20 protein-coding genes and 1 pseudogene are annotated in these 23906 nt (G+C 67.7%); 17 read left to right on the top strand and 4 right to left on the bottom strand.

What is annotated here, in order from left to right:
- From ACT3SZ_RS13940 to ACT3SZ_RS13930, 3 genes and pseudogenes are all read left to right on the top strand, one after another.
- A pseudogene (locus ACT3SZ_RS13940) lies at window positions 1–212 on the top strand (hypothetical protein); the annotation flags it as partial.
- 11 nt (window positions 213–223) lie between these two features.
- Entirely contained in the window at window positions 224–721 is a 498-nt protein-coding gene (locus tag ACT3SZ_RS13935; protein ID WP_444619570.1) for a polyadenylate-specific 3'-exoribonuclease AS, read from the top strand.
- A gap of 43 nt (window positions 722–764) precedes the next feature.
- Complete coding sequence (locus ACT3SZ_RS13930) at window positions 765–2153, top strand: class II 3-deoxy-7-phosphoheptulonate synthase (protein ID WP_444619568.1); 1389 nt, start codon at window positions 765–767, stop codon at window positions 2151–2153.
- Window positions 2154–2183: 30 nt separating this feature from the next.
- Here the strand turns inward: ACT3SZ_RS13930 and pknB are convergent, their stop codons facing one another.
- Window positions 2184–4391 (bottom strand): Stk1 family PASTA domain-containing Ser/Thr kinase, encoded by a 2208-nt coding sequence (gene pknB, locus ACT3SZ_RS13925; protein ID WP_444619566.1) that lies wholly within the window; start codon window positions 4389–4391, stop codon window positions 2184–2186.
- Window positions 4392–4599: 208 nt separating this feature from the next.
- Between pknB and ACT3SZ_RS13920 the strand changes: the two genes are divergently transcribed.
- Entirely contained in the window at window positions 4600–4950 is a 351-nt protein-coding gene (locus ACT3SZ_RS13920) for an Rv2175c family DNA-binding protein (RefSeq protein ID WP_444619587.1), read from the top strand.
- Here the strand turns inward: ACT3SZ_RS13920 and ACT3SZ_RS13915 are convergent.
- Window positions 4864–6480 (bottom strand): alpha-(1->6)-mannopyranosyltransferase A, encoded by a 1617-nt coding sequence (locus ACT3SZ_RS13915; RefSeq protein WP_444619564.1) that lies wholly within the window; start codon window positions 6478–6480, stop codon window positions 4864–4866. The two genes, ACT3SZ_RS13920 and ACT3SZ_RS13915, sit on opposite strands and share 87 nt — an antisense overlap.
- A gap of 3 nt (window positions 6481–6483) precedes the next feature.
- Complete coding sequence (locus ACT3SZ_RS13910) at window positions 6484–7608, bottom strand: polyprenyl synthetase family protein (protein ID WP_444619562.1); 1125 nt, start codon at window positions 7606–7608, stop codon at window positions 6484–6486.
- A gap of 125 nt (window positions 7609–7733) precedes the next feature.
- Here ACT3SZ_RS13910 and ACT3SZ_RS13905 point away from each other — a divergent pair, with 125 nt between their 5' ends.
- Window positions 7734–8735 carry a methylenetetrahydrofolate reductase gene (locus ACT3SZ_RS13905; RefSeq protein ID WP_444619560.1) on the top strand — a complete coding sequence of 334 codons (1002 nt, stop codon included), beginning with the start codon at window positions 7734–7736 and terminating at the stop codon, window positions 8733–8735.
- A gap of 18 nt (window positions 8736–8753) precedes the next feature.
- Here the strand turns inward: ACT3SZ_RS13905 and ACT3SZ_RS13900 are convergent, their stop codons facing one another.
- The gene (locus tag ACT3SZ_RS13900) at window positions 8754–9353 is read right to left on the bottom strand and encodes a GNAT family N-acetyltransferase (RefSeq protein WP_444619554.1); all 600 of its coding nucleotides are present in this window, start codon (window positions 9351–9353) and stop codon (window positions 8754–8756) included.
- A gap of 155 nt (window positions 9354–9508) precedes the next feature.
- On the opposite strand from ACT3SZ_RS13900, the gene ACT3SZ_RS13895 reads away from it, so the two are divergent.
- The 12 genes from ACT3SZ_RS13895 (at window position 9509) to murG (ending at window position 23879) form a co-directional block, all read left to right on the top strand.
- Window positions 9509–9946 (top strand): SAV_6107 family HEPN domain-containing protein, encoded by a 438-nt coding sequence (locus ACT3SZ_RS13895; protein ID WP_444619552.1) that lies wholly within the window; start codon window positions 9509–9511, stop codon window positions 9944–9946.
- A 130-nt stretch (window positions 9947–10076) separates the two neighbouring features.
- Complete coding sequence (locus ACT3SZ_RS13890; RefSeq protein WP_444619550.1) at window positions 10077–10472, top strand: DUF3040 domain-containing protein; 396 nt, start codon at window positions 10077–10079, stop codon at window positions 10470–10472.
- A 529-nt stretch (window positions 10473–11001) separates the two neighbouring features.
- Window positions 11002–11433, top strand: a complete 432-nt coding sequence (gene mraZ, locus ACT3SZ_RS13885; protein ID WP_444619548.1) for a division/cell wall cluster transcriptional repressor MraZ — start codon at window positions 11002–11004, stop codon at window positions 11431–11433.
- 212 nt (window positions 11434–11645) lie between these two features.
- Window positions 11646–12710 carry a 16S rRNA (cytosine(1402)-N(4))-methyltransferase RsmH gene (gene rsmH / locus ACT3SZ_RS13880; protein ID WP_444619546.1) on the top strand — a complete coding sequence of 355 codons (1065 nt, stop codon included), beginning with the start codon at window positions 11646–11648 and terminating at the stop codon, window positions 12708–12710.
- A complete protein-coding gene (locus tag ACT3SZ_RS13875; RefSeq protein ID WP_444619544.1) occupies window positions 12707–13432 on the top strand; it encodes a hypothetical protein in 726 nt (241 codons plus the stop codon). The genes rsmH and ACT3SZ_RS13875 overlap by 4 nt, the downstream gene beginning before the upstream one ends.
- 266 nt (window positions 13433–13698) lie before the next feature.
- On the top strand, window positions 13699–15564 hold the full coding sequence (locus ACT3SZ_RS13870; protein WP_444619585.1) for a peptidoglycan D,D-transpeptidase FtsI family protein: 1866 nt from the start codon (window positions 13699–13701) through the stop codon (window positions 15562–15564).
- Complete coding sequence (locus ACT3SZ_RS13865) at window positions 15561–17177, top strand: UDP-N-acetylmuramoyl-L-alanyl-D-glutamate--2,6-diaminopimelate ligase (RefSeq protein WP_444619542.1); 1617 nt, start codon at window positions 15561–15563, stop codon at window positions 17175–17177. The genes ACT3SZ_RS13870 and ACT3SZ_RS13865 overlap by 4 nt, the downstream gene beginning before the upstream one ends.
- The gene (locus ACT3SZ_RS13860) at window positions 17174–18688 is read left to right on the top strand and encodes a UDP-N-acetylmuramoyl-tripeptide--D-alanyl-D-alanine ligase (protein ID WP_444619540.1); all 1515 of its coding nucleotides are present in this window, start codon (window positions 17174–17176) and stop codon (window positions 18686–18688) included. The genes ACT3SZ_RS13865 and ACT3SZ_RS13860 overlap by 4 nt, the downstream gene beginning before the upstream one ends.
- 8 nt (window positions 18689–18696) lie before the next feature.
- Window positions 18697–19797 (top strand): phospho-N-acetylmuramoyl-pentapeptide-transferase, encoded by a 1101-nt coding sequence (gene mraY / locus ACT3SZ_RS13855; RefSeq protein WP_301441983.1) that lies wholly within the window; start codon window positions 18697–18699, stop codon window positions 19795–19797.
- A 30-nt stretch (window positions 19798–19827) separates the two neighbouring features.
- Entirely contained in the window at window positions 19828–21279 is a 1452-nt protein-coding gene (murD, locus tag ACT3SZ_RS13850; RefSeq protein ID WP_444619538.1) for a UDP-N-acetylmuramoyl-L-alanine--D-glutamate ligase, read from the top strand.
- Complete coding sequence (locus tag ACT3SZ_RS13845) at window positions 21276–22763, top strand: peptidoglycan glycosyltransferase FtsW (protein WP_444619536.1); 1488 nt, start codon at window positions 21276–21278, stop codon at window positions 22761–22763. The genes murD and ACT3SZ_RS13845 overlap by 4 nt, the downstream gene beginning before the upstream one ends.
- Before the next feature lie 3 nt (window positions 22764–22766).
- Window positions 22767–23879: an undecaprenyldiphospho-muramoylpentapeptide beta-N-acetylglucosaminyltransferase gene (murG, locus tag ACT3SZ_RS13840; RefSeq protein WP_444619534.1), complete on the top strand. Its 1113-nt coding sequence runs from the start codon at window positions 22767–22769 to the stop codon at window positions 23877–23879.
- Window positions 23880–23906 lie beyond the last annotated feature (27 nt).

Raw genomic sequence — 23906 nt, 5'->3', positions numbered from 1 at the left:
CGCTGCTCGCCCGCGACCCGGAGACGTGGGGCTTCCTGGCCGGCACGAACGCAATGGTCTACACCGGTCTGCTCACCTGCGCGGTCACCGGGTTCGTGTTCTATCTCGTCGGACGTACTCCGGTGATCAAGTGGGTGCTGCACCCGCCAGCCCTGCCGCGCAGGACGCCCCGACGTACCCGCGAGGCGGTCCGGGAGAACGTCGCGGTCTAGACTGGCTCCCCGTGCGATATTTTTACGACACCGAGTTCATCGAGGACGGCACCACGATCGACCTGGTGTCGATCGGGGTGGTGGCCGAGGACGGCCGGGAGTTCTACGCGATCTCCACGGAATTCCGCGAGCGTAAGGCCGGGGACTGGGTGCGACGCAACGTCCTTCCTCTGTTGCCGCCGCGCACTGACCCCGCCTGGATGTCGAGGGCGGAGATCCGTGCACGGCTATTCGCCTTCCTGGTCCCGGGGCACCGCGAGGGGGACTGGCTGCCGGCGTCGAAGCGTCCGGAGCTGTGGGCGTGGGTGGGAGCCTATGACCATGTGGCGCTGGCCCAGCTGTGGGGGGACATGACCGCATTGCCGCAGGAACTGCCACGGTTCACCCGCGAACTCAAGCAGTTGTGGGAGTCGGCGGGGCGTCCTGAATTGCCGGAGGCACCCGCCCGAGCGCACGACGCGCTGGAGGACGCCCGCGCCAATGTGGTGAAGTTCCGCCTGTCAAGATAGGGCGGTTCACCATTCGGACAGAGCGTCTCGTATGATGACGCTCATGGGTTGGACAATAGACGCACCTCTCGAAGAGCTTCCTGATCTGCCGCCGCTGCCCGGCGCCCTGGAACGGGTCTTTCAGGACACCATTGCACGTGACGCGCAGCAGCAGCCGTCATGGGACCAGGGGCACGCCGACCGCGTGCGCAAGATCCTGGAATCCGTGCCGCCGATCGTCGTAGCACCGGAGATCCGCCGACTGAAGGCAGAGCTCGCCGACGTGGCGCTGGGCAAGGCATTCCTGCTGCAGGGTGGTGACTGCGCCGAGACCTTCGAGTCCAACACCGAGCCGCACATCCGCGGCAACGTCAAGACGCTGCTGCAGATGGCTGTCGTGCTGACCTACGGTGCGTCCACGCCCGTGGTGAAGATGGCACGTATCGCCGGGCAGTACTCCAAGCCGCGCTCGGCCGACCGCGACTCCAATGGCCTGCTCAACTACCGTGGTGACCTGGTCAACGGGATCGGTGCCACCGAGGAGGATCGTCGCCACGATCCGTCGCGCATGGTGCGCGCCTACGCCAACTCCGGTGCAGCGATGAACCTCATCCGTGCACTGACCAGCTCCGGAACCGCCGACCTGGCGAAGCTTCACCTGTGGAACCGCGAGTTCGTCGCGAACTCCCGTGCAGGGGCCCGCTACGAGGCCCTGGCCGGCGAGATCGAGCGTGGCCTGGAGTTCATGAGCGCCTGTGGTGTGCAGGACTCCACCCTGCAGACCGCGAACATCTACTGCTCCCACGAGGCCCTGGTGCGCGACTACGAGCGTGCCATGCTGCGTCTGGCCCACGGTGACGACGGGGAGGACGTGCTCTACAACCTCTCCGCCCACCAGATCTGGATCGGCGAGCGCACCCGTGGGCTGGAGGACTTCCACATCGCCTTCGCCGCGATGGTCGGCAACCCGGTCGGCGTGAAGATCGGGCCGACGACCACCCCGGAGGAGGCCGTCGCCTACGTCAAGAAGCTCGACCCCCACAACGAGCCGGGCTCGCTCACACTGATCACCCGCATGGGTTACGACAAGATCCGCGATGTGCTGCCCCCGATCGTCGAGGCCGTGGAAGCCACCGGCCACAAGGTCATCTGGCAGTGCGACCCGATGCACGGCAACACCTACACCTCCTCCAACGGCTACAAGACCCGCGACTTCGACCGCATCATCGACGAGGTCCAGGGCTTCTTCGAGGTGCACCGGGCTGCCGGTTCACACCCCGGCGGCGTGCACATCGAGTTCACCGGTGAGGACGTCACCGAGGTCGTCGGCGGCGCCCAAGACATCACCGACCTGGACCTGCCGTCGCGCTACTCCACCGTGGTGGACCCCCGCCTGAACACCCAGCAGGCTCTGGAGCTGTCCTTCCTCGTCGCGGAGATGCTGCGCAAGTAAGCGGTAAGTAGCACCCCCGCGCGGTGCGCTCTACAGCGTGCGCACCGTCACCGTGTCGCCGACGGCGGCACGGGAGGTCGGCCCGGGCGACTGGGTGATGACCCGTCCGTCGGACCGTCCGTCGACCTCCATCGAGAGGCCCTCGTCTTCGAGGGCCTCTCGAGCGCTATCTACCGACCGTCCGATGATGAAGGGGACGCGCACCATCGTCGACTCGTTCAGGGTCACCGTGGTGGACGACGAGGGGTCCACGCGAGTACCCGCGGAGGGTTCCTGGGCGGCGATGTCGCCGCGGGAGACCGAGGTGTCGGCCACGCCGTCACCGGTGGTGGGGGAGAGCCCCAGGTCGCGCAGTTCCGCGGCCGCCTCCTCGGCGTCCATCCCCTCGAGGTCGGGCACGGTGATCGCATTGGAGAGCACCAGCGTCACCGAGGAGGAGCCGGGGACCTCGGTCCCGGCGTCAACGTCGGTACCGATGGCGTCGTCACCGTCGACATCGGCGTCGAAGCGGCGGGTGACCTCGCCGACCTCCAAGCCGGCGGCCTCGATGGCGCGACGCGCCTGACTCTCGGACATGCCGTTCACATCGGGCACGGTAACCGGTCGAGCACCCTTGCTGACCTGCACGGTGACCACTGTGCCGATGTTGACTTCCTGGCCGGCCTGCGGAGAGACTTCGGCGACGATCCCCTCGGCGACGTCGTCGGAATACACCGACTCTTCCACATTCCAGGACAACGTCCGGTCGGAGAGTTTCGCCTGGTAGGCACTGAGACTATCGGTCTCCCCGGGGGTGGGGACGGTGGGACGTCCCCGGGAGACGAGCACGGCGACATCGTCGCCGCGCACGGCGCGTTCCCCCGCGTCGGGGTCGGTGCCGGTGACGGTTTCCTGCGGTTCGTCGTCGGAGTAGACGTCGTTGACCACCGCGGTGAACCCGGCCGCCTCCACGGCCGCCCGCGCGCCGCTGACGTCCTGCCCCAGGACCTGGGGGATCTCCCCGTAGCGTCCGGAGGTTCCCCACCAGCCGGCAATGGCGACGGCGACGACCAGGACGACAAGCAGGACGCCCCACACCAGGGTGGCGGCCCCGCTGCGGTTGGTTAGCGGACGCTTGCGGCGCGGCGCCGGGGAGTTTTGGACGCCCTCCTGCGGGGCGTGCTCCTCGGCTTGAGGGGCAGGGGGCTCGTCCGCTGGTTCGGGATAGTAGGGCGGGACGAGGTTCGTTTCGGCGGTGTGGGCGGCCGGAAAGTCCTGTCGGGTCTCATTGGTGCCGAAGACGCCGGTGGCCATCGCGTCGTCGTCCCAACTCAGCCGGTCGGAGACGTGCGAGCCCTCCAATGCGCGGTGGACCGCGCTGGTGGTGGGGGCGGGGACGAGGAAGTCCGGGAGGTTGAGGTCGCGTCGGGTGGTACGCACCGCCGCCAGGAATCCATTTCCGTCGGGGAAGCGTGCGGAAGGATCGCGCCTGGTGGAGCGCAGGACAAGGTCATCAAGTTCCGGCGGGACCCCGGCGATGAAGGAGGAGGGGGCGGGGACCTCGTTGTCGAGGCGCATCAGCGCGGTCTCTTCCGGGGTCGACCCGCGGAAGGGAGTACGTCCGGTGAGGAGTTCGAAGAGGAGGATACCGGCGGAGTAGACGTCGCCCTGCGGGCCCACGTGGCCGCCCTGCACCTGCTCCGGGGCGAGGTAGGCGGCGGTGCCGATGACCGGGCCGCCGGCAGAGACATCGCGCCGTGAGGCCCGAACCAACCCGAAGTCGGCGAGTTTTACCTGGTGGTCGTCGCGGATGAGCACATTGTCGGGTTTGACGTCGCGGTGCACCATCCCCTCGTCGTGCGCTAGTGCCAGGGCCTCCAGAACGGGTCCCATCACCGCGAGAGCGGCATGCGGGGGCATGGGTCCGCGCTCGCGCAGCAGTTCACGCAGGGTTCCGCCGCTGATCAGCTCCATGACCAGGAATACGTGATCGCCGTCGGGGCGGCGGTCCACCCCCTGGTCGAAAACATTGACCAGGCACGGGTGGTTGAGGCGCGCCACGGCGCGGGCCTCGCGTTCGAACCTGGCGCGGAAGGCCGGCTCGCGGGCGTACCCAGGGTCCAGGACCTTGGCGGCGAGATCGCGGTCCAGACGGGTGTCTACGCAGTGGTAGACCACCGACATTCCTCCGCGGGCGATCGTCTCGCCGATGCGGTACCGGTTGTCCAGCAGGTCACCCGGCTGTAGCTGGGGCTCCATGATGCTCGGCCCGCCTCCTTTCTTCTACGGCTATCGGGGAAGTATACGGGGCGGGCGGGCAAAGCCCGGAAAGTGCGTGGGACGGGATAGGCTGGGTGCCGTGAGTGAGAAAAACGACGGCGTCGGTTCCGACGCCACCTCCGAGAACAATCAGCCCGACAATTCCACCGAGTCCACCGAGTCCACCGGCCGTCGCCTCGCCGAGGCGATCTCGGGCCTGCCCGCAGGAACGCAGGTCCTCAACGTGCCCGAGGTCGCCGAGGTGCTCGACGTCCTGGTGACCCGTGTGATGGACGATCTGAACAGTCACCGTCTCGTGGCCGTGCAGGTCGACGGCGTGCGTCAGGTCCCCGCCCGGTTCTTCACCGACGGCGGCGAGATCAACCGCTTCGTCCCGGGGCTCGTCGCACTGCTGGCCGACGGTGGTTACAGCGATGCGGAGATCCTGGAGTTCCTGTTCACCGAGGATGAGTCACTGCCGGGCCGTCCCGTCGACGCCCTGCACGGGCACCTCGCCCGGGAGGTCATGCGCCGCGCCCAGGCCATGGCCATCGCCTGACCTCTCCGACCGGTCCTCGCTGCTCCGCAGGCAGGACGTCGCGGCCCACCACATCAGCAGGCCGACGACCACGAGCCACCACAGGGAGTAGAGGCGGTTGTTTCCGCCGCCGTCGAAGGTCATCGACATCACCATCGACAGCCACGCCACCACGATCACCGCGCGGCGGTCGCGGATCCACACGCCGAACAGTGCCAGCGGTGCCATGTAGTACCAGGGCAGGACGACGGCGTTGAGGACGCAGGTGACCGCGTAGGCCGCTGTCGCCCCGACCATGGCGTCCCTGGCATTGCGCCGCCAGATGAGCCAGCAGGCCACGAGTCCGAGGAGCATGAGGACCATCGTGACCGGCCGCAGTACGGCGACGATCTCGTTGAAGTAGATCTCCTCGGTGAACAGGCTCAGGGGGCGTACCAGCAAGCCTGCCAGCAGGGACGCCAGGGACAGCGGGTTGATCACCTTGGTATTGCCGCTGATCTCGGCGACCCACCCCCAGGTCTGGCCGCTGGCCCAGGTGATCACTGCGACGGAGACCAGCATTACCGCCAGCGAGCCCAGCCCGCCGAGCAGCATGGAGACCAGACGGGCCGGGGAAATGCGGGTCAGGTCGCGCAGTATTTCACGGCCGCTACGGCGGGGACCGTCCGCCCCGGGGGCCTCGCCGGCACGACGTGCCACGAAGACCCACACCAAAAACGGCAGCGCGAACAGAGCCGTCGCCTTCAACGCCACACCCGCGCCGATCAGGGCGGAGCCGTAGATCAGACCGCGGACCGGGGCGGCGCGCAAGCCCAGGTACAGGCCAGTGCACACGAGGGCCATCATCGTGACTTCGTTGTGCATGCCGCCGATGAAGTGGATGACTGCCAGCGGGTTGGCCACACCGATCCACACGGCGAGGTCGGGGGAGCTGCCGAGCCTGCGGGCCAAGCCGGCCACCGCCCACACGAGTACGGCGAAGCTGGCCAGGGAGAGGATTTTGTAGGCGATGATCCCGGCGGTGATGTTGTCCCCGGTGATGCGGGTGATCCCGTCGCCGATCCACAGGTGCAGTGGACCATATGGGGTGGTGGTGTTGCGCCAGTCGCCACTGACCTCGAAGAACATGCGTCCGGGGTTGGCGGAGGCACCCACCTCGTAGGCGTTGAGGCCATCGCGGGCCAAGGTGCCCTGCATCAGGTAGGAGTAGATGTCGCGGCTCATCAGCGGGCCGGCGAAGAACAGCGGGGCGACCCAGGCGACGATGGTCGGGGTGCCGAGTTTCTCGCCCAGCCGGATGATCCGTCCACCGACAACGATCCACGAGGTGATCATCAGCAGGATCGCCACCCACATGAACACCACCACGATGCCGTAGAGGTGGCCGAAGCCCAGGTTGGACCAGCCCAGTTCCTGCAGGATGCCACCGCGGTTGCGTGTGGCACCCACGGAGTGCGAGCACAGCGCCAGCAGCACAGAGCCAATCACCCCGAGGAGGACGGCCGTGCGCCGTGGCATATCCCGTAGCCGGGCTCCGGTCCGTGTCAGCACGTTTTAGCTCCTTCGCTCCGTGAGTTGCTCGGCCACGCCGACGAGGTCGTCGGTGACGGCGTCGCCGAGGCCGCCGGCGCGCAGAGTCTCCACAGCCCGGTCGGTGAGGGTGCGGATCAGCGCGTTCGACTCGGTCGCCGCGCCGGAGTCGACGATAATTCCGCGCAGGACGTCGACCTCGTCCTCCGTGGTCGCCGTCCCCATGCCGGCGCGCAGCCGCGCGGCGGCGGACGGGTCGGCCGCGTCGGCGGCCCGCAGGGCGCTGGCCACCAGGTAGGTTCGTTTACCGGAGCGCAGGTCGTCGCCGGACGCCTTGCCGGTGAGCGAGGGGTCACCGAAGACGCCCAGGTGGTCGTCCTCCAGCTGGAAGGCGATGCCGATGTCGCGGCCCACCGAGCGCAGCATCTGGACGGTCTCCGCCGGCGCGTCCGCCAGGACGGCTCCCAGGTGCAGGGGACGCTCCACGGTGTAGGCGGCGGTCTTGTAGGTATTGACCTTCCACGGTGCCTCAGGATCCTCGGAACCGCTGGCCTCCACGGAGATGTCGAGCATCTGCCCGGCGATGACCTCGGTGCGCATGGCGCGCCACGGTTCGCGCGCGCGTCGCAGCGCGGCGGCGGAAACCCCGGAGTCGGCGAGCATGTCATCGGCCCAGGCAAAAGCGAGGTCGCCGACGAGGATCGCCTGGCTCACCCCGTAGCCTGCGGCGTCGCCGAGCCACCCGTCGTGCCGGTGCCGGGCTTCAAAGGAACGGTGCACGGTGGGACGTCCGCGGCGGGTGTCGGAATGGTCGATGATGTCGTCGTGGACCAGGGCGCAAGCCTGGATGAACTCCAGGGAACTGGCCGCGGTGATCAGTGAGGTGGCGTCCGTTCCCGCGTCGAGGGAACCTCCACCACCTTCCAGGGCGCACCGCACCCCGGCCCAGGTGAAGAGGGGACGCAGGCGCTTGCCGCCGACGATGAACGCCGAGAGCTCGTTGATGCCCTGCTCGATAACGGGGTCGATGCCATCGAATTCCGTGTGCCTGGCGGCAAGGAAGTCGGTGAGGGTGGCGTCGACGACCAGCGGGACGTCGGACAGCGGGCTGTCCACGCGCCAGGTCGGCGCCGGGGCCGCGTCGGCCATCAGGTGTGCCTCCGTAACAGGGGAATGAGGGGACTGGGTGATTCCTCCCCATAGTAGGGACCGGGGTGACGAAAGCGGACCTCGACCTGCCCGAGACTCCGGGTGGTCTTCTAGGATGGGGCGCTATGGTCAACGAAATTCACCGCGAAACTCACCGCCCCGCCCCGGCGAGCCTGCAGGTCGCCGTCGCAGACACCCTCAAGTGGGGTACTCCCGGACGGGTGCCGTTCTCGGTGGAGTTCATGCCCCCGCGCAATGACGAGGCCGAGCAGCGCCTGTGGTCTGCGGCGGAGGCCTTCCACGATCTCGGTGCAAGTTTCGTATCGGTCACCTACGGTGCCGGCGGCTCGAGTCGCGAGCGTACCGAGCGGGTGGCGTCGCGGCTGTCCGTGAAGCCGTTGACGACGCTGCTGCACCTCACCCTCGTCGATCACCGAGAGGAGGAGCTCCGCGACATCCTGCGGGAGTTCGCCTCCCTGGGCCTCACGAACCTCTTGGCCTTGCGTGGCGATCCGCCGGGTGATCCCACGGGTGACTGGTCGCCGGTGGACGGCGGACTGAACTTCGCCCACGAACTCATTGAACTCGTCCGGTCGATGCCGGAGTGCTCGGACTTCGACATCGGCATCGCGTCCTTCCCGGAAGCGCACTACCGTGCCGGAAGCCTGGAGAATGACACCCGCTACACACTGCAGAAACTGCAGGCGGGGGCGAGTTACTCGATTACCCAGATGTTCTTCGACGTCGACCACTACCTGCGGCTGCGCGACCGGCTGGCGGCGGCGGACCCGGTGCACGGGGCCAAGCCGATTATCCCGGGCCTGATGCCGATCACGTCGCTGCGCTCCGTGCGTCGACAGATGGAGTTGGCAGGGGCGTCGCTGCCAGCCTCGCTGGAAGACGAACTGACCAGGGCGGCTGCCGGTGACGAGGTGAAGAACGCCGCGTCCATCCGTGCAGCGGGCATTGAGGTGACCTCGAGGATGGCAGAGCGGCTCATCGCCGAGGGTGCGCCCGACCTCCACTTCATGACGATGAATAATGTGCGCGCCACCCAGGAGGTGCTGCACAACCTGGGCATGGCACCGGCCTGGGGCCCGGAACTCGGGCAGGACATGGTGCGTTAAGACGGGACTGTCGGGACCTCAGCCCCTGGGGAGGGTGAGGATCCCGAACGGGCGGGGGTCAGAGCCGAAGCGGAAGCTGCGCAGCAGGTCCTGGAAACCCACGGTCCGGTAAAGCGACCAGGCCGCGTTGGACTCGTCGGGAACCTCCGGAGTGGAGAGCATCGCCACTGGACTGTGGAGATGGGGGAGTAGGGCGTCCAGCATCGCCCGTCCGGTGCCGTGCCCTTGAAAGTCGGGGTGGACGTGGACCTCGGAGATCTCGTCGTAGTCGCTGAGCAGGTCGTCCGCCTCGTCGGGCGTATGCCCGGACAGTCGTAGCCCGCGGTGGACTTCCCGGTACCACCAGCTGTGCCGGTCGCCAGGGAAGCCGTATGCCACGCCGACCGCGCGGTGCCGGGAGCTGCCGGGGTCCGGGGTGGAATGAGCTGGGTGGGTCAGGGCAACGACGCACCGAAACCCCGGTTTCCGGGCGTTGGAAATCCAGAGTTGGCGGCGTTGGCTGAACGTCTCCGGCGGGTAGTCCATGGCCCGGAGGTGGATGTCGACGAGCTGGTCGATCCTCCTCACGTAGTCCTGGGCGGACAGAGGGCACACGCTAATTCGGAGGTCGTCGTTCACTCCACCATTGTGACAAATCGGAGCCCGAGGGGCCGGAAGTTCCCTTAAACTAGAACACATGTTCGAGGTATGCTTTGTTTGTCGATCTCATGTCCGGGGTGCCCGGTAGTTTCATCTTCAACATCGCAACGTGGAACGGGACGAAGGAGGCGGTCATGGTTCAGGGAGCAGGCGACAATGTCGCAAGGATGGCGCGGTCGCGCCGGGGTGGGGCAGTCCTGCCGGAGACGTTCATCATTGAGGCGGAACGTCTGCTGGAACTCAGTAGGACGGACCTCGTCCGGGAGGAGCGGCTCACGTGGGCCTACCGGGCGGCGCTGCGTGCCGCTGGCGCGGTCATCCAGTTCGCCAGGAAGAAGCGTCGTCGACTTCCTCCGGGTAGTGCCTGGGAGAAGGTCCGGGCCCTGGCGGGCGATGAGGACATGGATCGCTGGTGCGCACGCTTCGCCCCGCATGCGCGGTTGGTCGCACAGGTGGAGATGGGCCTGGTTCCCGATCTCGGAGAGCAGGCCGTGGCGGAGGTCTACCACGACGCCTGCGAGTTCCTCGATGCCGTTCGGGGCATGGTCGGATACCTGCCTGAGGTAGCGTGACGGCTCTTCGTTCACCCTGGGGTAGGCTGGTGGTCATCGAGCCGGAACTTTTCTCACTCCTTGTGCGTTAACACGGTAGAGACAGAACAACCGTCAACTTCTACACCCGACACCTCAGGGGAGGACGATCGTGGCACTTTCGGAACAGGAACGGCGCATGCTGCAGGAGATCGAGCAGGCGCTGATTGCCGACGACCCCAACCTCGCTCGGCAGGCCGCCGGGGACGGCTCCGTCGGCGGCGGCAGCTTCAACATCGGTATCCGCTCTGTGGCGGTATTCCTCCTCGGCGTCTGTCTGCTGATCGCCGGTATCGCACTCTCGCAGAACAGCCTCTGGTTTGTAGGCCTCAGTGTTGTCGGGTTCCTCGTGATGTTCGGCGGAGGCCTGCTGGCCTTCCGTGGGCCGTCCGGGGGAGGGCGTGGTCGAGCGAAGGCCAGCCCCGCCTCCAACAAGAAGGGCCAGGGTTCCAACGGCGGCGGAGTGGCCGACCGTATGGAAGACAGCTTCCGTAAGCGCTTCGAGTAGACCTCCGGAGTAGTTCGGCGGACAGGGGACCGCCAACCTGTCGCACACACCAACAGCGGGCGGGTCCGATCACTGATCGGGCCCGCCCGCTGTTTTTGTATGCCACCCCACCCTCCTGTCCGCCCGCCCTCCCCACTTTGCTCCACCTGGCCCGGTGGGTGCGGACCCCACTGCGGCACGGGAGGGCTCTGGCGTGCCGAAAGTGCGTCGATCTGCCCGTCCGATACGTCGGCGACACGGGCCTGCGGGTACTCCCAGCGAGTTCTACGAAAACTTCCCCCACCTTCCCCCACCTTGCACCTGTTCTTATACCTGCAGTTCACGCGGTCGGAGCATAGAGGCTATTGTCAGGTACCTGGCGCCATATGCAACTTCTGTGGTCTCGTGTGACTGGTGGGCTAGTCAGTGTGGTTGGAAGTGGGGTACTGTGGGGCGCACTGGGGCACAATGGTCCCCGGGACAACTTCACAGAGAACGCATACGGCAACAACATTTCAGATGCCCGGGACGTCCGGGGGAGGGAGCCGACATGTTCTTCGGCACCTTCACCCCGAAGCTTGACGACAAGGGTCGGCTGACTCTTCCCGCCAAGTTCCGCGAGCAGCTCTCGGATGGCCTCGTCGTCGTCAACGGTCAGGATCACAGCCTGGCCGTACACACGAAGGCGGAGTTCCAGGTGCGCGCGTCGAAAGCAGCCGCAGCGTCCCGGTCGAATCCGCAGGCGAGGGCCTACGTCAGGAATCTGGCGGCCAGCGCCGACGAGCAGGAGCTCGACAAGCAGGGCAGGATCACCCTCTCTGCGGGGCACCGGGGCTACGCAGGGCTCAACAAGGACTGCGTAGTCATCGGTTCGGTCGATTTCATCGAGATCTGGGATGCCGAAGCATGGGACGCCTACCTGGCCGAACATGAGTCGGATTTTGCTGACGGTGACGACGACTCCCTCGCCGGGATCATCTAAGCCACCGCCTATCCCTTAGCCGTATGCCCCGCGACGCCGGTGGGACTGTGTGCCGGCCCTCATCTGCGCGGACGACCTTGATTTTGATGTACTTCCCCGACATCAAACCTGGCCCGTGCAGGTGAGGCCCCGTGTACAGTCCCGGCGGCGTTGCCACGACCACGTGAAGACAACAGGACCGGACGAGCGCCCCTGACGAAAGGACCACCCCGATGACCGTCGCCGACGACGAGAAGCAGCCACGCGTCTCTGGCGAGCACGGGCACGTCCCGGTCATGCGTGACCGCATGGTCGACCTCGTCGGCAAGGGCGTCGATTCCGAGCAAGCACCCGAGAACCCCGTCATCGTCGACGGGACGCTGGGTGCCGGTGGGCACACCGAGGTCTTCCTCGAGCGTTTCCCGCAGGCCGTCGTCGTCGGACTCGACCGTGATCCGGCCGCCATTGCCCAGGCAGAGCAGCGGCTCGCCCGGTTCGGCGATCGTTTCGTCGCCTTCCGTACCCGCTTCGATGGTCTCGGCGACGCGATCGACACCCTGGTGGAGCAGGGGAGGATCCCCACCACCGCCCGTGAGGTCGGTGTGTCGGGCTACCTCTTCGACCTGGGTGTCTCGTCCATGCAGCTCGACCAGGCTGGTCGCGGCTTCGCCTACTCGCAGGACGCACCGCTGGATATGCGCATGGATCCGGACCTGCCCGTCACCGCCGCGGACATCCTCAATACCTACGCCCACGGCGACCTGGCCCGGATCCTCAAGACCTATGGGGACGAGCGCTTCGCCGGCAAGATCGCTTCGGCGGTGCTGCGCGAGCGCGAGGTCGAGCCGTTTACCACCTCGGCGCGCCTGGTCGAACTGCTCTACCGCACGATCCCCGCGGCATCGCGTCGCACCGGTGGGCACCCGGCGAAGCGCACCTTCCAGGCCTTGCGGATCGAGGTCAACGCCGAGCTCGACTCCCTGGCCGCGGTCATCCCCGAGGCAACGGCACGCCTGCACATTGGCGGGGTGGCGGTCTTCATGAGCTACCAGTCCCTGGAGGACCGCATCGTCAAGAAGGCTCTCGCCGATCTGACGGTGGATCACACGCCACCCGGATTGCCAGTGGCCCTGCCCGAGTTCGCACCCGATTTCGAGCTGGTCACCCGCGGTTCGGAGAAGGCTTCCGAGGCCGAGATCGAACAGAACCCCAGGGCCGCTCCGGTCCGTGTCCGGGCCGTGACCCGTATCCAGAACTCCGAGAACCCCCACCGAGACGCACAGCGAGGAACCAGATGAGCACCGCCACCGCAGCCCGTCAGCGCACCCGCGAGCACTCCGGCACGACCGGCCACGAGGACTTCGGTTCCGAGGGAGACGTCCGTCAGGGGCATCCGACCCAGGGCGCGCAGGCGCCCTCGCGCCGCAGGACGCACAGCAGTCCGGTGCGTCGCCGCGGCTCGCGCCAGCAGGTCTCCGTTCGCGGCCGGCGGGTGTCGGTGCCGACGGCGAAGGAACGTTCTGTCGTCCGCACGTGGGTCGTCCTGCTGTTGATCTTCGTCGCCGGTGTGGCGTTCGCCATGTACCTCTCCGGCAAGACCACCGAGCAGTCCTTCCAGCTGTCTGAGGCACAGGAGACGAGCACGTCGCTGTCCAATGAGCTGGAGTCGCTGCACCGCGACGTGGAGGACGCCTCCTCGACCCAGCGCATCGCCGCCGAGGCGTCCCGGCTGGGCATGGTCGCCCCCGGGCAGGCCGGCGTCCTGAACGTGGAGGGCGACGAGGTCAACGAACTTCGCGCCGCGGATCCCAGCTCCACGCTGCCGGTCACCGATATCAACGGTGAGGTCACCGCCCAGCGTCCCACCAGTGATCCCGATGCCACCGACCAGGTCCCGGGGCTCGCCCCGCAGGCGCTGGAGAACGAGAACACCGGCGACACCGGTAATAACGGTAATAACGCCGAGGCTCCCGCCGATCAGAACAACGGTGCGGCCTCGACCGGAGAGCTTCCCTACTGAGACACTTCGAAGACACGCCCGGAGTCCAATGCCCCGGGTGTAGCGTCCGTGGCACGACAATGGACGGCATGCATTCGCTGCGGGTCGTCAGGGGCCCGGTCGAGACGATCTTGTGTTGAGTTTCGCGGAAGGGAGAGGTCACATTGGCCCAGGACAGGGACCGGAATAGGCACGCCGGGCGCGACAGCCGAGATCAGCGACCCCCGCAACGCCAGTCCCGTCCGGGGCAGGGCGGTGTCCCCGGCAACTCCTGGCGGACCCTCGACATCGGTGTCGGCAGTTTCGGTCGGCGTGGCACGGCGGTGCTCATCATCGTCGCCGTCCTGGTGCTCGCCCTGTTGCTCAGGCTGACATGGGTGCAGCTGGTCAAGGGCCCGGAACTCTCGGCGATGGCCAGTGAGCAGCGCACCGCGGTCATCACTGAACCTGCCCACCGTGGCGACATTGTCGACCGCAATGGGCAGCGTATGGCCTACACCATGGAGGCCCGCTCACTGTCGGTGAACCCGCACCTGCTGGAGTCGTATATGCAGGACCGCCACGACCTGGACCCTGAGGGAGTCTCGGAGCCCGAGGAGCGCATCAAGGAGATCGCCGACGGTCTGCCGGACCTGCTGGAAGAGTCGGACGCGCAGTCCGGCGAGTCCGAGTCTGATGACACCTCCACCGCCTCAGAGGTGAAGTCCGACGAGATCCTCGAGAAGCTCACCTCCGACTCCACCTATGAGGTGCTGGTGCGCGACGTCGACCCGGACGTGGCGGAGAAGGTCAGTGCGGAGTTCCCGGAGATCACCGTGGAGCGCCAGGACATCCGCCAGTACCCGAATGGTGCGGTGGGCCAGAACGTTATTGGCAAGATCAGCCGGGACAACGAGGGCCAGTTCGGCATGGAGCTCTCCCAGGACTCTCGCCTGCAGGGAACCAATGGTTCGCGCACGGTGGACGTCGGTGCCAACGGTCTGGCCATCCCGGGTTCTACCCGCGACCGGCACCCGGCGGTCGACGGCGACGCCTATGAGCTGACCCTCGACCTGGAGGCGCAGACCTACATCCAGCAGCTCGTGCAGCAGGCCAAGGACAACTCCGGGGCGGACTCCGCCTCGGCGGTGGTGCTGGACTCGTCCACCGGCGAGGTTGTCTCGATGGCCACCTCGGACACCATCAACCCGCAGGGCAATATCGACGAGCAGCTGGAGGACGGCAAGGTCTTCGGCAACCGTGTGGTGCAGGACGCCTACGAGCCCGGGTCGGTCGCCAAGGTGATCACCGCCGCCGCGGCGATCGAGGACGGCAAGACCACCCCGGACGAGGTCCTGCAGGTCCCGGGCAGCATCGACATGTCCGGTGTCACGGTGAAGGACGCCTGGGACCACGGTGTGGTGCCGTACACCACCACCGGTGTCTTCGGTAAGTCCTCCAACGTCGGCACGCTGATGCTGGCCGACCGGGTGGGCGAGGAGAGCTTCTGGGACTACGTGCAGAAGTTCGGCATCGGCCAGGCCACCGACCTGGGCCTGCCGAGCGAGACCAGTGGCTATGTACCGGACCTCTCCCAGTGGTCGGGCGGTACCTTCGCCAACCTGCCGATCGGGCAGGGTATGTCGATGAGCCTGCTGCAGATGGCCAGCATCTACCAGACCATGGCGAACGACGGTGTGCGGGTGACTCCCAGCATCATCAAGTCCGCCACGGATGCGGCCGGCAACGAGATCCCGCAGGACGAGCCGGAGTCGGTGGAGGTCGTCTCCCCGGAGACGGCCCGTACCGTGGTGGACATGTTCCGCGCGGTCAACCAGTCCGATCCCACCGGCGTCCAGCAGGGTACCGCGCCCACCGCGGGCATCGAGGGCTACCAGACGAGTGGCAAGACCGGTACCGCCCAGCAGATCGACCCGGAGACCAGGGCTTACTCGAACTCGGACTACTGGATCACCTACGCCGGTATCGCGCCGGCGGACGACCCCCGCTTCGTCGTGGCGATCATGCTCGACGATCCTGAGCGGGGCACCGACGGCAGCGGTGGACAGTCCGCCGCCCCGTTGTTCCGGGACATCACGTCCTGGTTGCTCGACCATTACAATGTGCCGCTCTCCTCGGAGGCCGCACCTCGACTGACGTTGGAGGCGCAGTGAGCGTGAAACCACCCACCCTGTCCGCACTCGCGGAACTGACAGGAGGGCGCCTGGTGGCGCTCGGCGAGAGCGGTGACTCCGGTGACTCCGGAAACACCGTCGTCGCCGGCGCGGCGATCGACGCGCGCTCGGTGCCGTCCGGCGGCATGTTCATGGCCGTGCCCGGCACCCGGGCGCATGGTGCGTCCTACGCGGGCCAGTCCGCCGGCGCGAGCGTGCTCACCGACGAGGCCGGCCTGGAGGTGCTGCGCGCCGAGGGCGTGACCACCGATGTGCTGGTGGTCGACGACTGCCGTGCCTGGCTCGGCCCGGTGTCCGCGGAGATCAACGGCCACCCCTCCCGGTCGATGACCGTAATCGGCGTAACCGGTACCAGCGGCAAGACCACGACCTCCTACATGGTCGAGCGCATGCTGCTCGACGACCACGGCGTGGGCCTCATCGGCACGACCGGTACCCGGATCAACGGCACCGCGGTGCCCACCTCGCTGACCACGCCGGAGGCCCCGACGCTGCAGGCGTTGTTCGCCCGGATGCGCGACGAGGACGTGACGCACGTGGTCATGGAGGTCTCCTCCCACGCGCTGGTGATGGGTCGGGTGCGCGGAGTGGACTTCGACGTCGCCGCCTTCACCAACCTCAGCCGCGACCACCTGGACTTCCACCCCACGATGCAGGACTACTTCGAGGCGAAGTCCCTGCTGTTCACCACCCCGCAGGATCCCGGTGCGGGCTTGCCCGCCGCGGTGGTCTGCGTGGATGACGAGTGGGGACGCAGCCTCGCCGGCACGCTCTCGGCCAGCGGCACCGCGCCGGTCACGGTCTCGACCACCGGCACCCACGGGCAGGACGCCGCGACGTGGTCGGTCTCCTCGGTGGAGGTCGGTGCGGACGGTCTGCAGCACGTCACCGCCATCCACGCGGGGCAGGACGTAGCCTTCCCGGTCTCGCTGCCCGGCACCTTCAACGTAGCCAACGCAACGGTGGCGCTGGCCTGCGTGGCCGCCGCCGGCGGCACAGCAGAGACCGTCGCCGCCAAGCTCGGCGACGTCCGCGTCCCGGGCCGCATGCAGTCGGTCACGGTGGAGGCCAATGGTTCGCGCTACCCGGATGACTTCCTCGTCCTGGTCGACTACGCCCACAAGCCGGGCGCCGTCGCCGCGGCCCTGTCCACCCTCGCCGACCAGATCGAGCGGGCCGGCCATGGTGGACGTGTCGGCGTCGTTCTCGGTGCCGGCGGCAATCGGGACCATGAGAAGCGTCCGCTGATGGGGGAGGAAGCGGCGAAGGTCGCCGACCTCGTGATCGTCACGGACGACAATCCACGCGATGAGGACCCGGCGACGATCCGTTCCGAGGTTCTCGCCGGGGCCCGCGAGGAGCTCGCGAACCGCCCCGAAAACACGGGCGTGGACTTACGCGAGATCGGTGACAGGGCCGACGCGATCAGGGCCTCGGTCGCCTGGGCCCGTCGGGGCGATATCGTCATCATTGCCGGAAAGGGTCACGAGACCGGTCAGATCGTCGGGGACACCGTTCTCGAGTTCGACGACGTGGCTGAAGTTGCACAAGCACTCAGGGATAGACAGGACGGACAGGAACCGACACGATGATTGAGATGACAAGCGGCACCATTGCCGAGGTCACCGGAGGGCAGCTCGTTGACGGAGCTACCGCGGAGACCGTCGTGACGGGGCCTGTCGAGTTCGACTCCCGTCGGATCACCCCAGGCAGCGTCTTCATGGCGCTGCCGGGCCAGCGCGTCGACGGCCACGACTTCGTTCCCGGTGCCCTGCGCGACGGCGCGGCTCTGGTCATGGTCGGACGCCCCGTCGGGGCGCCGTCCTTGCTGTGCGCCGAGAACGCCGGCGAGAACGCTGGTGAGGGTACCGACTCCGCCCAGCGCAATGCCGCCTACCTGGACAGCGATCCGGACGGGGTCGGCGAGCGCGTGCTCACCGCCGTCGGACGTCTGGCCCGCTACAACACCGATACCCTCGTCGCCGAAGAAGGTCTCACCGTGGTCGGTGTGACCGGTTCGGCCGGCAAGACCTCCACGAAGGACCTGCTCGGCGCCGTGCTCACCCGTGGTGGTGAGACCGTGGCACCTCCGGGGAGCTTCAACAACGAGATCGGCCACCCCTATACCGCGTTGAAGGCAGGACGCAGCACCCGCTTCCTCGTGGCCGAGATGTCCGCGCGCGGCCAGGGCCACATCGCTCATCTGGCACGCATCGCCCCGCCGCGGGTCGGCGTCGTCCTCAACGTCGGCACCGCCCACCTCGGCGAGTTCGGCTCCCGCGAGGCGATCGCCCGCGCCAAGGGTGAGCTCGTCGAGTCGCTGCCCTCGGCGGCGGACGGCGGCCTGGCCGTGCTCAACGCCGACGATGACTTCGTCTCGGCGATGCGCTCGCGCACCGACGCCCGCATCGTCCGGTTCTCCATGCACGGCAATGAGGCGGACTACAGCGCCACCGACATCACCCTCGACGAGGTGGCGCGCGCGTCCTTCACGATGCACCACCCGCATGGCGAGCCGGTGCAGGTCACCCTGGGCGTCTTCGGCGCCCACCAGGTGTCCAACGCCCTGGCCGCCGCCGCGGTCGGCATGGAGAGCGGGCTGGATGCCGCCACCGTCGCCGGTGCCCTGAACAGTCACGTCGCTGCCAGCGAGAACCGGATGGACGTGCGGACCCGCGCGGACGGCGTCACCGTGATCAACGACACCTACAATGCCAACCCGGACTCCATGCGCGCCGGCGTCGACGCCCTGGCCTACACCGCCACGGGACGTCCCGACGCGCAGAGCTGGGCCGTCCTCGGCCAGATGGGTGAGCTCGGTGATGGGGCACGCGAGGAGCACTCCCGGCTGGGAGAGGTGCTGGCCCAGCGCCACATCGGCAATGCCGTCATCGTCGGAAATGGCGTTAACCAGAATGCCCTGGCAGAGTCAGCGGAGGCACACGGGGTTTCCGTGCGTCAGGTAGAAAACGCCGACGCCGCGGTGAACTTCCTGGACCTCAACGTCGGTGCTAACGACGTGGTCCTGGTCAAGGCGTCCTACGCCGATGGCCTGTGGAGTGTCGCCGAAGGCCTTTTCGTCGGTGAAGAAGAGAGCAGGTAACCGCAGCCATGACACAGATCATCGTCGCCGCACTCGCGGCGTTCTTCGTTTCGATCTTCCTGACCCCGGTCCTGATCCGGCGGTTCTCCGCCGAGGGCATCGGCCAGGAGATCCGCGAGGAGGGGCTGAAGTCCCACCTGCGTAAGCGCGGTACGCCCACCATGGGCGGTATCGCCATCCTCGCCGGCATCACCGTCGGCTACCTCGCCGCGGTGCTCGTCGGTCTGTTGACCAATGGCACGGGTCCCGGTGTGTCCGGCTGGCTGGTGCTGGGCCTGACCCTGGCACTCGGTGGGCTCGGCTTCGCCGATGACTACATCAAGGTCATCAAGGGCCGGAACCTCGGGCTGAACGCCAAGGCCAAGCTCGCCGGCCAGCTGGTCACCGCCCTGATCTTCGGTTTCCTGGTGCTGCAGTTCCCCAACGCCGACGGCCTCAAGCCGGCGTCGACGAAGCTGTCGTTCACCCGCGACATCAACACCCTCGACCTCGCCGTCGGTGGCGCGGTCGTCGGCACGATCCTCTTCTTGATCTTCATCTACCTCGTCATCTCGGCGTGGTCGAATGCGGTGAACCTCACCGACGGGCTGGACGGACTGGCCTCGGGCGTGACCGCCATGGTGCTCTCGGCCTATGTGGTCATCACCTTCTGGCAGTTCCGCAACTCCTGCTCCGGCGCCGCCGAGGCCGGCTGTTACGCGGTGCGTGACCCGCTGGACCTGTCGATGCTCGCGGCCGCCGGCCTGGGTGGCTGCGTGGGCTTCCTGTGGTGGAACGCCGCCCCGGCGAAGATCTTCATGGGCGACACCGGCTCCCTGGCCCTCGGTGGCCTGGTCGCCGGGCTGTCGATCGCCTCGCGTACCGAGCTGCTGATGATCATCGTCGGCCTGCTGTTCGTGATGGAGGCCGCCAGCGTGGTCATCCAGGTCGTATCCTTCAAGTCCACCGGTCGCCGTGTGTTCCGCATGGCACCCTTCCACCACCACTTCGAGGCCGGGGGGTGGGCGGAGACCACGGTCACCGTGCGCTTCTGGTTGCTGTCGGCGTTGTTCGCCGTCGTCGGTGTGGCGGTGTTCTACTCGGAGTGGTTGAGCAACTCGCCACTGTAAGATGCATTCAGGACAGGAGAGCGATCACACATGGTGAACCAGACCGTCGAGGCTATGCGCAGCGGGAACGTCCTCGTGGCCGGTGCGGGCGTGGCCGGTGCCGGAGTGGCCCGCATGCTCGGGGGCCTCAGGCACCTCAGCGCGCCCGATCGTGCCGTTACGATCGCCGATGACAATGTTGCCGCCGGTGGCCGCCTCGCTGAGGAGATCGGTGCCCGCGCCGTCACCGTCGTCGACGCTGTCCAACTGCTTGCCGACGGGGCATTCGCCCTCGTCATCACCTCGCCGGGGTGGCGTCCGGACGGACCCGTCGCGGTGGCCGCCGGTGAGGCCGGCGTGCCTGTCATCGGGGACGTCGAGGCGGCCTGGCTGGCCGACCGCGCCGGACTGTTCGGGCAACCGCGGACCTGGCTGGCGGTCACCGGCACGAACGGCAAGACCACAACCACGGCCATGTTGGACGCCATCCTGCGCGCCGATGGACGCAGTTCCCTCGCCGTCGGCAATATCGGTACACCTCCCGGTGAGGCGCTGCTCGCCGAACCGCGGGTGGACGTGCTGGCCGCGGAGGTCTCCAGCTTCCAGCTCCACTGGGCGCCGGACTTCGCGCCGGACGCCGGCTGCGTGCTCAACCTCGCCGAGGATCACCTCGACTGGCACGGCTCCTTCGACAACTACGCCGCGGACAAGATGCGTGCCTTGACCGGTGCTGTCGCCGTGGTCGCCGCCGACGATGTCCGCGTCGTTGCCGGCGCCTCTGGCGGCTCCGGTGTCACCGGGGAGCGCCGCGCATTCACCACCGGTGACCCTGCACAGGTCGTCGAGCCGGCAACGCTCGTCACCGGTGTGCGCGATGGCCGACTCGTCGAACTCGATACGTCCACCGGCACGCTCACCGACCTGGCGGACGCCGAGGGCATCTCGCCTCCCGGGCCTGCCGGGGTGGCCGACGCCGCTGCGGCGGCGGCACTCGCCCGCAGCGTCGGAGTATCCACCACCGCAGTGGCCACAGCGCTGGCGGACTTCCGGGTGCAGGCACACCGCGGCCAGGTCGTTGCCGAGGCCGATGGTGTGCGCTGGATCGACAACTCCAAGGCGACGAACCCGCATGCCGCCTCCGCCGCACTGCGCGGTTTGGCGGACGTCATCTGGGTGGCCGGCGGTCAACTCAAGGGGGCGGCCGTCGACGACCTGGTCGCCGAGGTCGCCCCCGGCCTGCGCGGCGTGGTGCTGCTGGGTGTGGACCGCGCGATCCTGGCCGACGCCCTGGAGCGCACCGCGCCGGACGTCCCGGTGCGAGTCATCGACGAGACCGACCCGGTCGCGGCGATGAGCGCGACGGTCGCCGCCGCCCGCGACCTCGCGGTGTCGGGTATGTCCGTCGTCCTGGCACCGGCGGCAGCCTCGCTGGACATGTACGACGGAATGTCGCACCGCGGTGACCTCTTCGCCGCAGCAGCACGGAAGGACGGCGAGCCATGAGCGTGAAGGACCAGCCCACCCGCACGGAGTCACCGTGGCAGGGCATCCGGGAGCGCGGCCGCCGGGTCCTGGCGACCCCGCAGTTCAACTACAAGGTCATCATGAGCGTGACCGCCATCCTCGTGCTCATCGGCCTCACGATGGTGCTCTCCTCGTCGATGGTCACCTCCATCGACAGCGACACCGGCGTCTTCGGCGAGTTCATGAAACAAGCCGTCGTCGTGGCCGCGGGCCTGGTGGGCATGTGGTTCTTCCTACGGATCACCCCGAGTACTGTTCGCAACCTGTCCGTGGTCTTCCTCGCCATCTCCCTGGTGCTGCTGATCCTGGTGCTGATCCCCGGCATCGGTGTCGGCGGTACCGAGGTCGGCTCGAACTCGTGGATCCGTTTCGCCGGCATTGGCATCCAACCCTCCGAGGTGGCGAAGTTCTCCCTGGCTGTCTGGGGTGCTGCCGTGGTTGCTGCCCGCTCGCGGGTGAGCAATTCTGCCCGCTTCGTGCTGAACCCCTTCTTCGTGGTGTGCGCGGTGATCCTGGGCCTGGTGCTGCTGCAGGACGACCTGGGCATGATGCTGTCCTTGGCCGCCGTGGTCGCCGCGATGCTCTTCTTCGCCGGCGTGAGCACCATGGCGTTGATGTCGGTGGTGGCGGCGGCCGGAGTGGTCTTCGTGATCTACAGCCTCCAGCACACCTTCCGAAGCGCCCGCTTCAGTTCCTGGACCGAGACCTTCACCCTGAGCTTCAACGACGCCACCTCCCGCGGCGCCACCTTCCAGTCCAGGCAGGGCATTCTGTCCTTGTCGGACGGCGGGCTGCTGGGCCAGGGGCTAGGCCAGTCACGGGCGAAATGGCTCTATCTTCCCGAGGCGGCGAATGACTTCGTCTTTGCCATCCTCGGTGAGGAGCTTGGCCTGCTCGGTGCCGGCCTGGTCGTCATCCTCTTCGGCGTGCTGGCCTGGTTCGGCATCCGTACCGCCACGGCGCAGACCGACCCCTTCCTGCGGCTGCTGGCCGCGGCGCTGACGATGGGTATCACCGTCCAGGCGTTCTACAACATGGGCTATGTGGTCGGCCTGTTCCCGATGACCGGTGTGCAGTTGCCGTTGATCTCCGCAGGTGGTTCTTCGGCGGTGGTGACCTTGGCCTCCTTGGGCTTGCTGGCCAATATCGCCCGCCACGAGCCGGCGACGGTGTCGTCGATGCAGCACGAGGGGAGGCCCTTGATCGACCGGATCCTGTTCCTCCCGGAGCCCGAGCCCTACCGCCCCGGCCAGGAGCGTCGGGAGCGTGTCCGGGAGCAGCCGAAGCGGTACGGTGAACCAGTGACTCGTCGGCGTCGGCCGCCGCCCGGCGAACCGTCGGGGGAGCGTTCCAGCGAGCCGCGTTACCGTGGCCAACGGGAACCCCTTCCCGAACCCAGACGTTCCCGAAGTACCAGAAACTCAAACCACACAAACCAGCAGTACAATCGCAGGAGGCGTTGAGCCGTGTCCCCCTCTTCCCGTCCGTTGTCCGTCGTCCTCGCGGGCGGTGGGACGGCCGGGCACATTGAGCCCGCACTCGCCGTAGGCGATGCCGTCCGGCGCGCCCGTCCGGACGCCCGGGTCACCGCCCTGGGCACGACCCGCGGGTTGGAGACAACCCTGGTCCCGGACCGCGGTTTCGACCTGGAGCTCATCCCGGCGGTGCCGGTGCCGAGGAAGCTGAACAAGGATTTGTTTACCCTGCCGTTCCGCCTTGTCGGGGCATTGCGACAGACCCGCCGGACGCTGCGCGACGTGGGTGCGGACGTCGTTATCGGTTTTGGTGGCTATGTGTCCGCCCCGGCGTACCTCGCGGCGAAGTCCCTGCGCCTGCCCATCGTGGTGCACGAGGCCAATGCGCGTGCCGGCATGTCCAATAAGCTCGGCGTGCGTCTGGGCGCCCGCCCGCTGGCGGCGTCCGGGGACTCCGGTCTGAGTAGCAAGTCGGGGGATGCCGAGGTCGTCGGCATCCCGGTGCGTGAGTCCCTGCTGTCGCTGGACCGCGCGGCGCTGCGCGCGCAGGCCCGCGAGTTCTTCGGGCTGGACGCCGAGCGTCCCGTCCTGCTCGTCACGGGCGGCAGCCAGGGGGCGGCGTCGATCAACTCCGCCGTCGCCGCGGCGTCCGGCACCCTTGCCGACGCCGGCATCGAAGTCCTGCACGCCTACGGTCGCAAGAACGATGCGCCACAGGTTGCGTCCTCCGGAACGTACGTCGCCGTGCCCTACATCGACCGCATGGATCTCGCCCTCGCGGCGGCAGACATGGTGCTGTGCCGCTCGGGTGCGATGACCGTGGCGGAGATCTCCGCCTGCGGCCTGCCCGCGGTGTACGTGCCGCTGCCGCACGGCAACGGCGAGCAGGAACTCAACGCCCGCCCCGTCGTCGCCGCCGGTGGCGGGGTCATCGTGCCGGACGCCGACCTGGACGCCGGACGCGTCGCGCGCGAAGTCGTCCCGCTGTTGCGTGACCGCACCCGGTTGCAGGCCGCCGGCGAGGCCGCCGCGGCCGCCGGACATCGCGATGCGGCGGACCGCATCGCCCAGATCGTGATCAGTGAGGCAGGGGAGAAGAAGTGAGCGACAAGTACAGCCTCGGTGACCTCC

Origin of the sequence: Corynebacterium sp. AOP40-9SA-29 (assembly GCF_052377405.1) — a bacterium.
GTDB lineage: Bacteria > Actinomycetota > Actinomycetes > Mycobacteriales > Mycobacteriaceae > Corynebacterium.
Note: the sequence above shows the minus strand (reverse complement) of the source record. Positions and strands in the feature narration are given on the sequence as shown.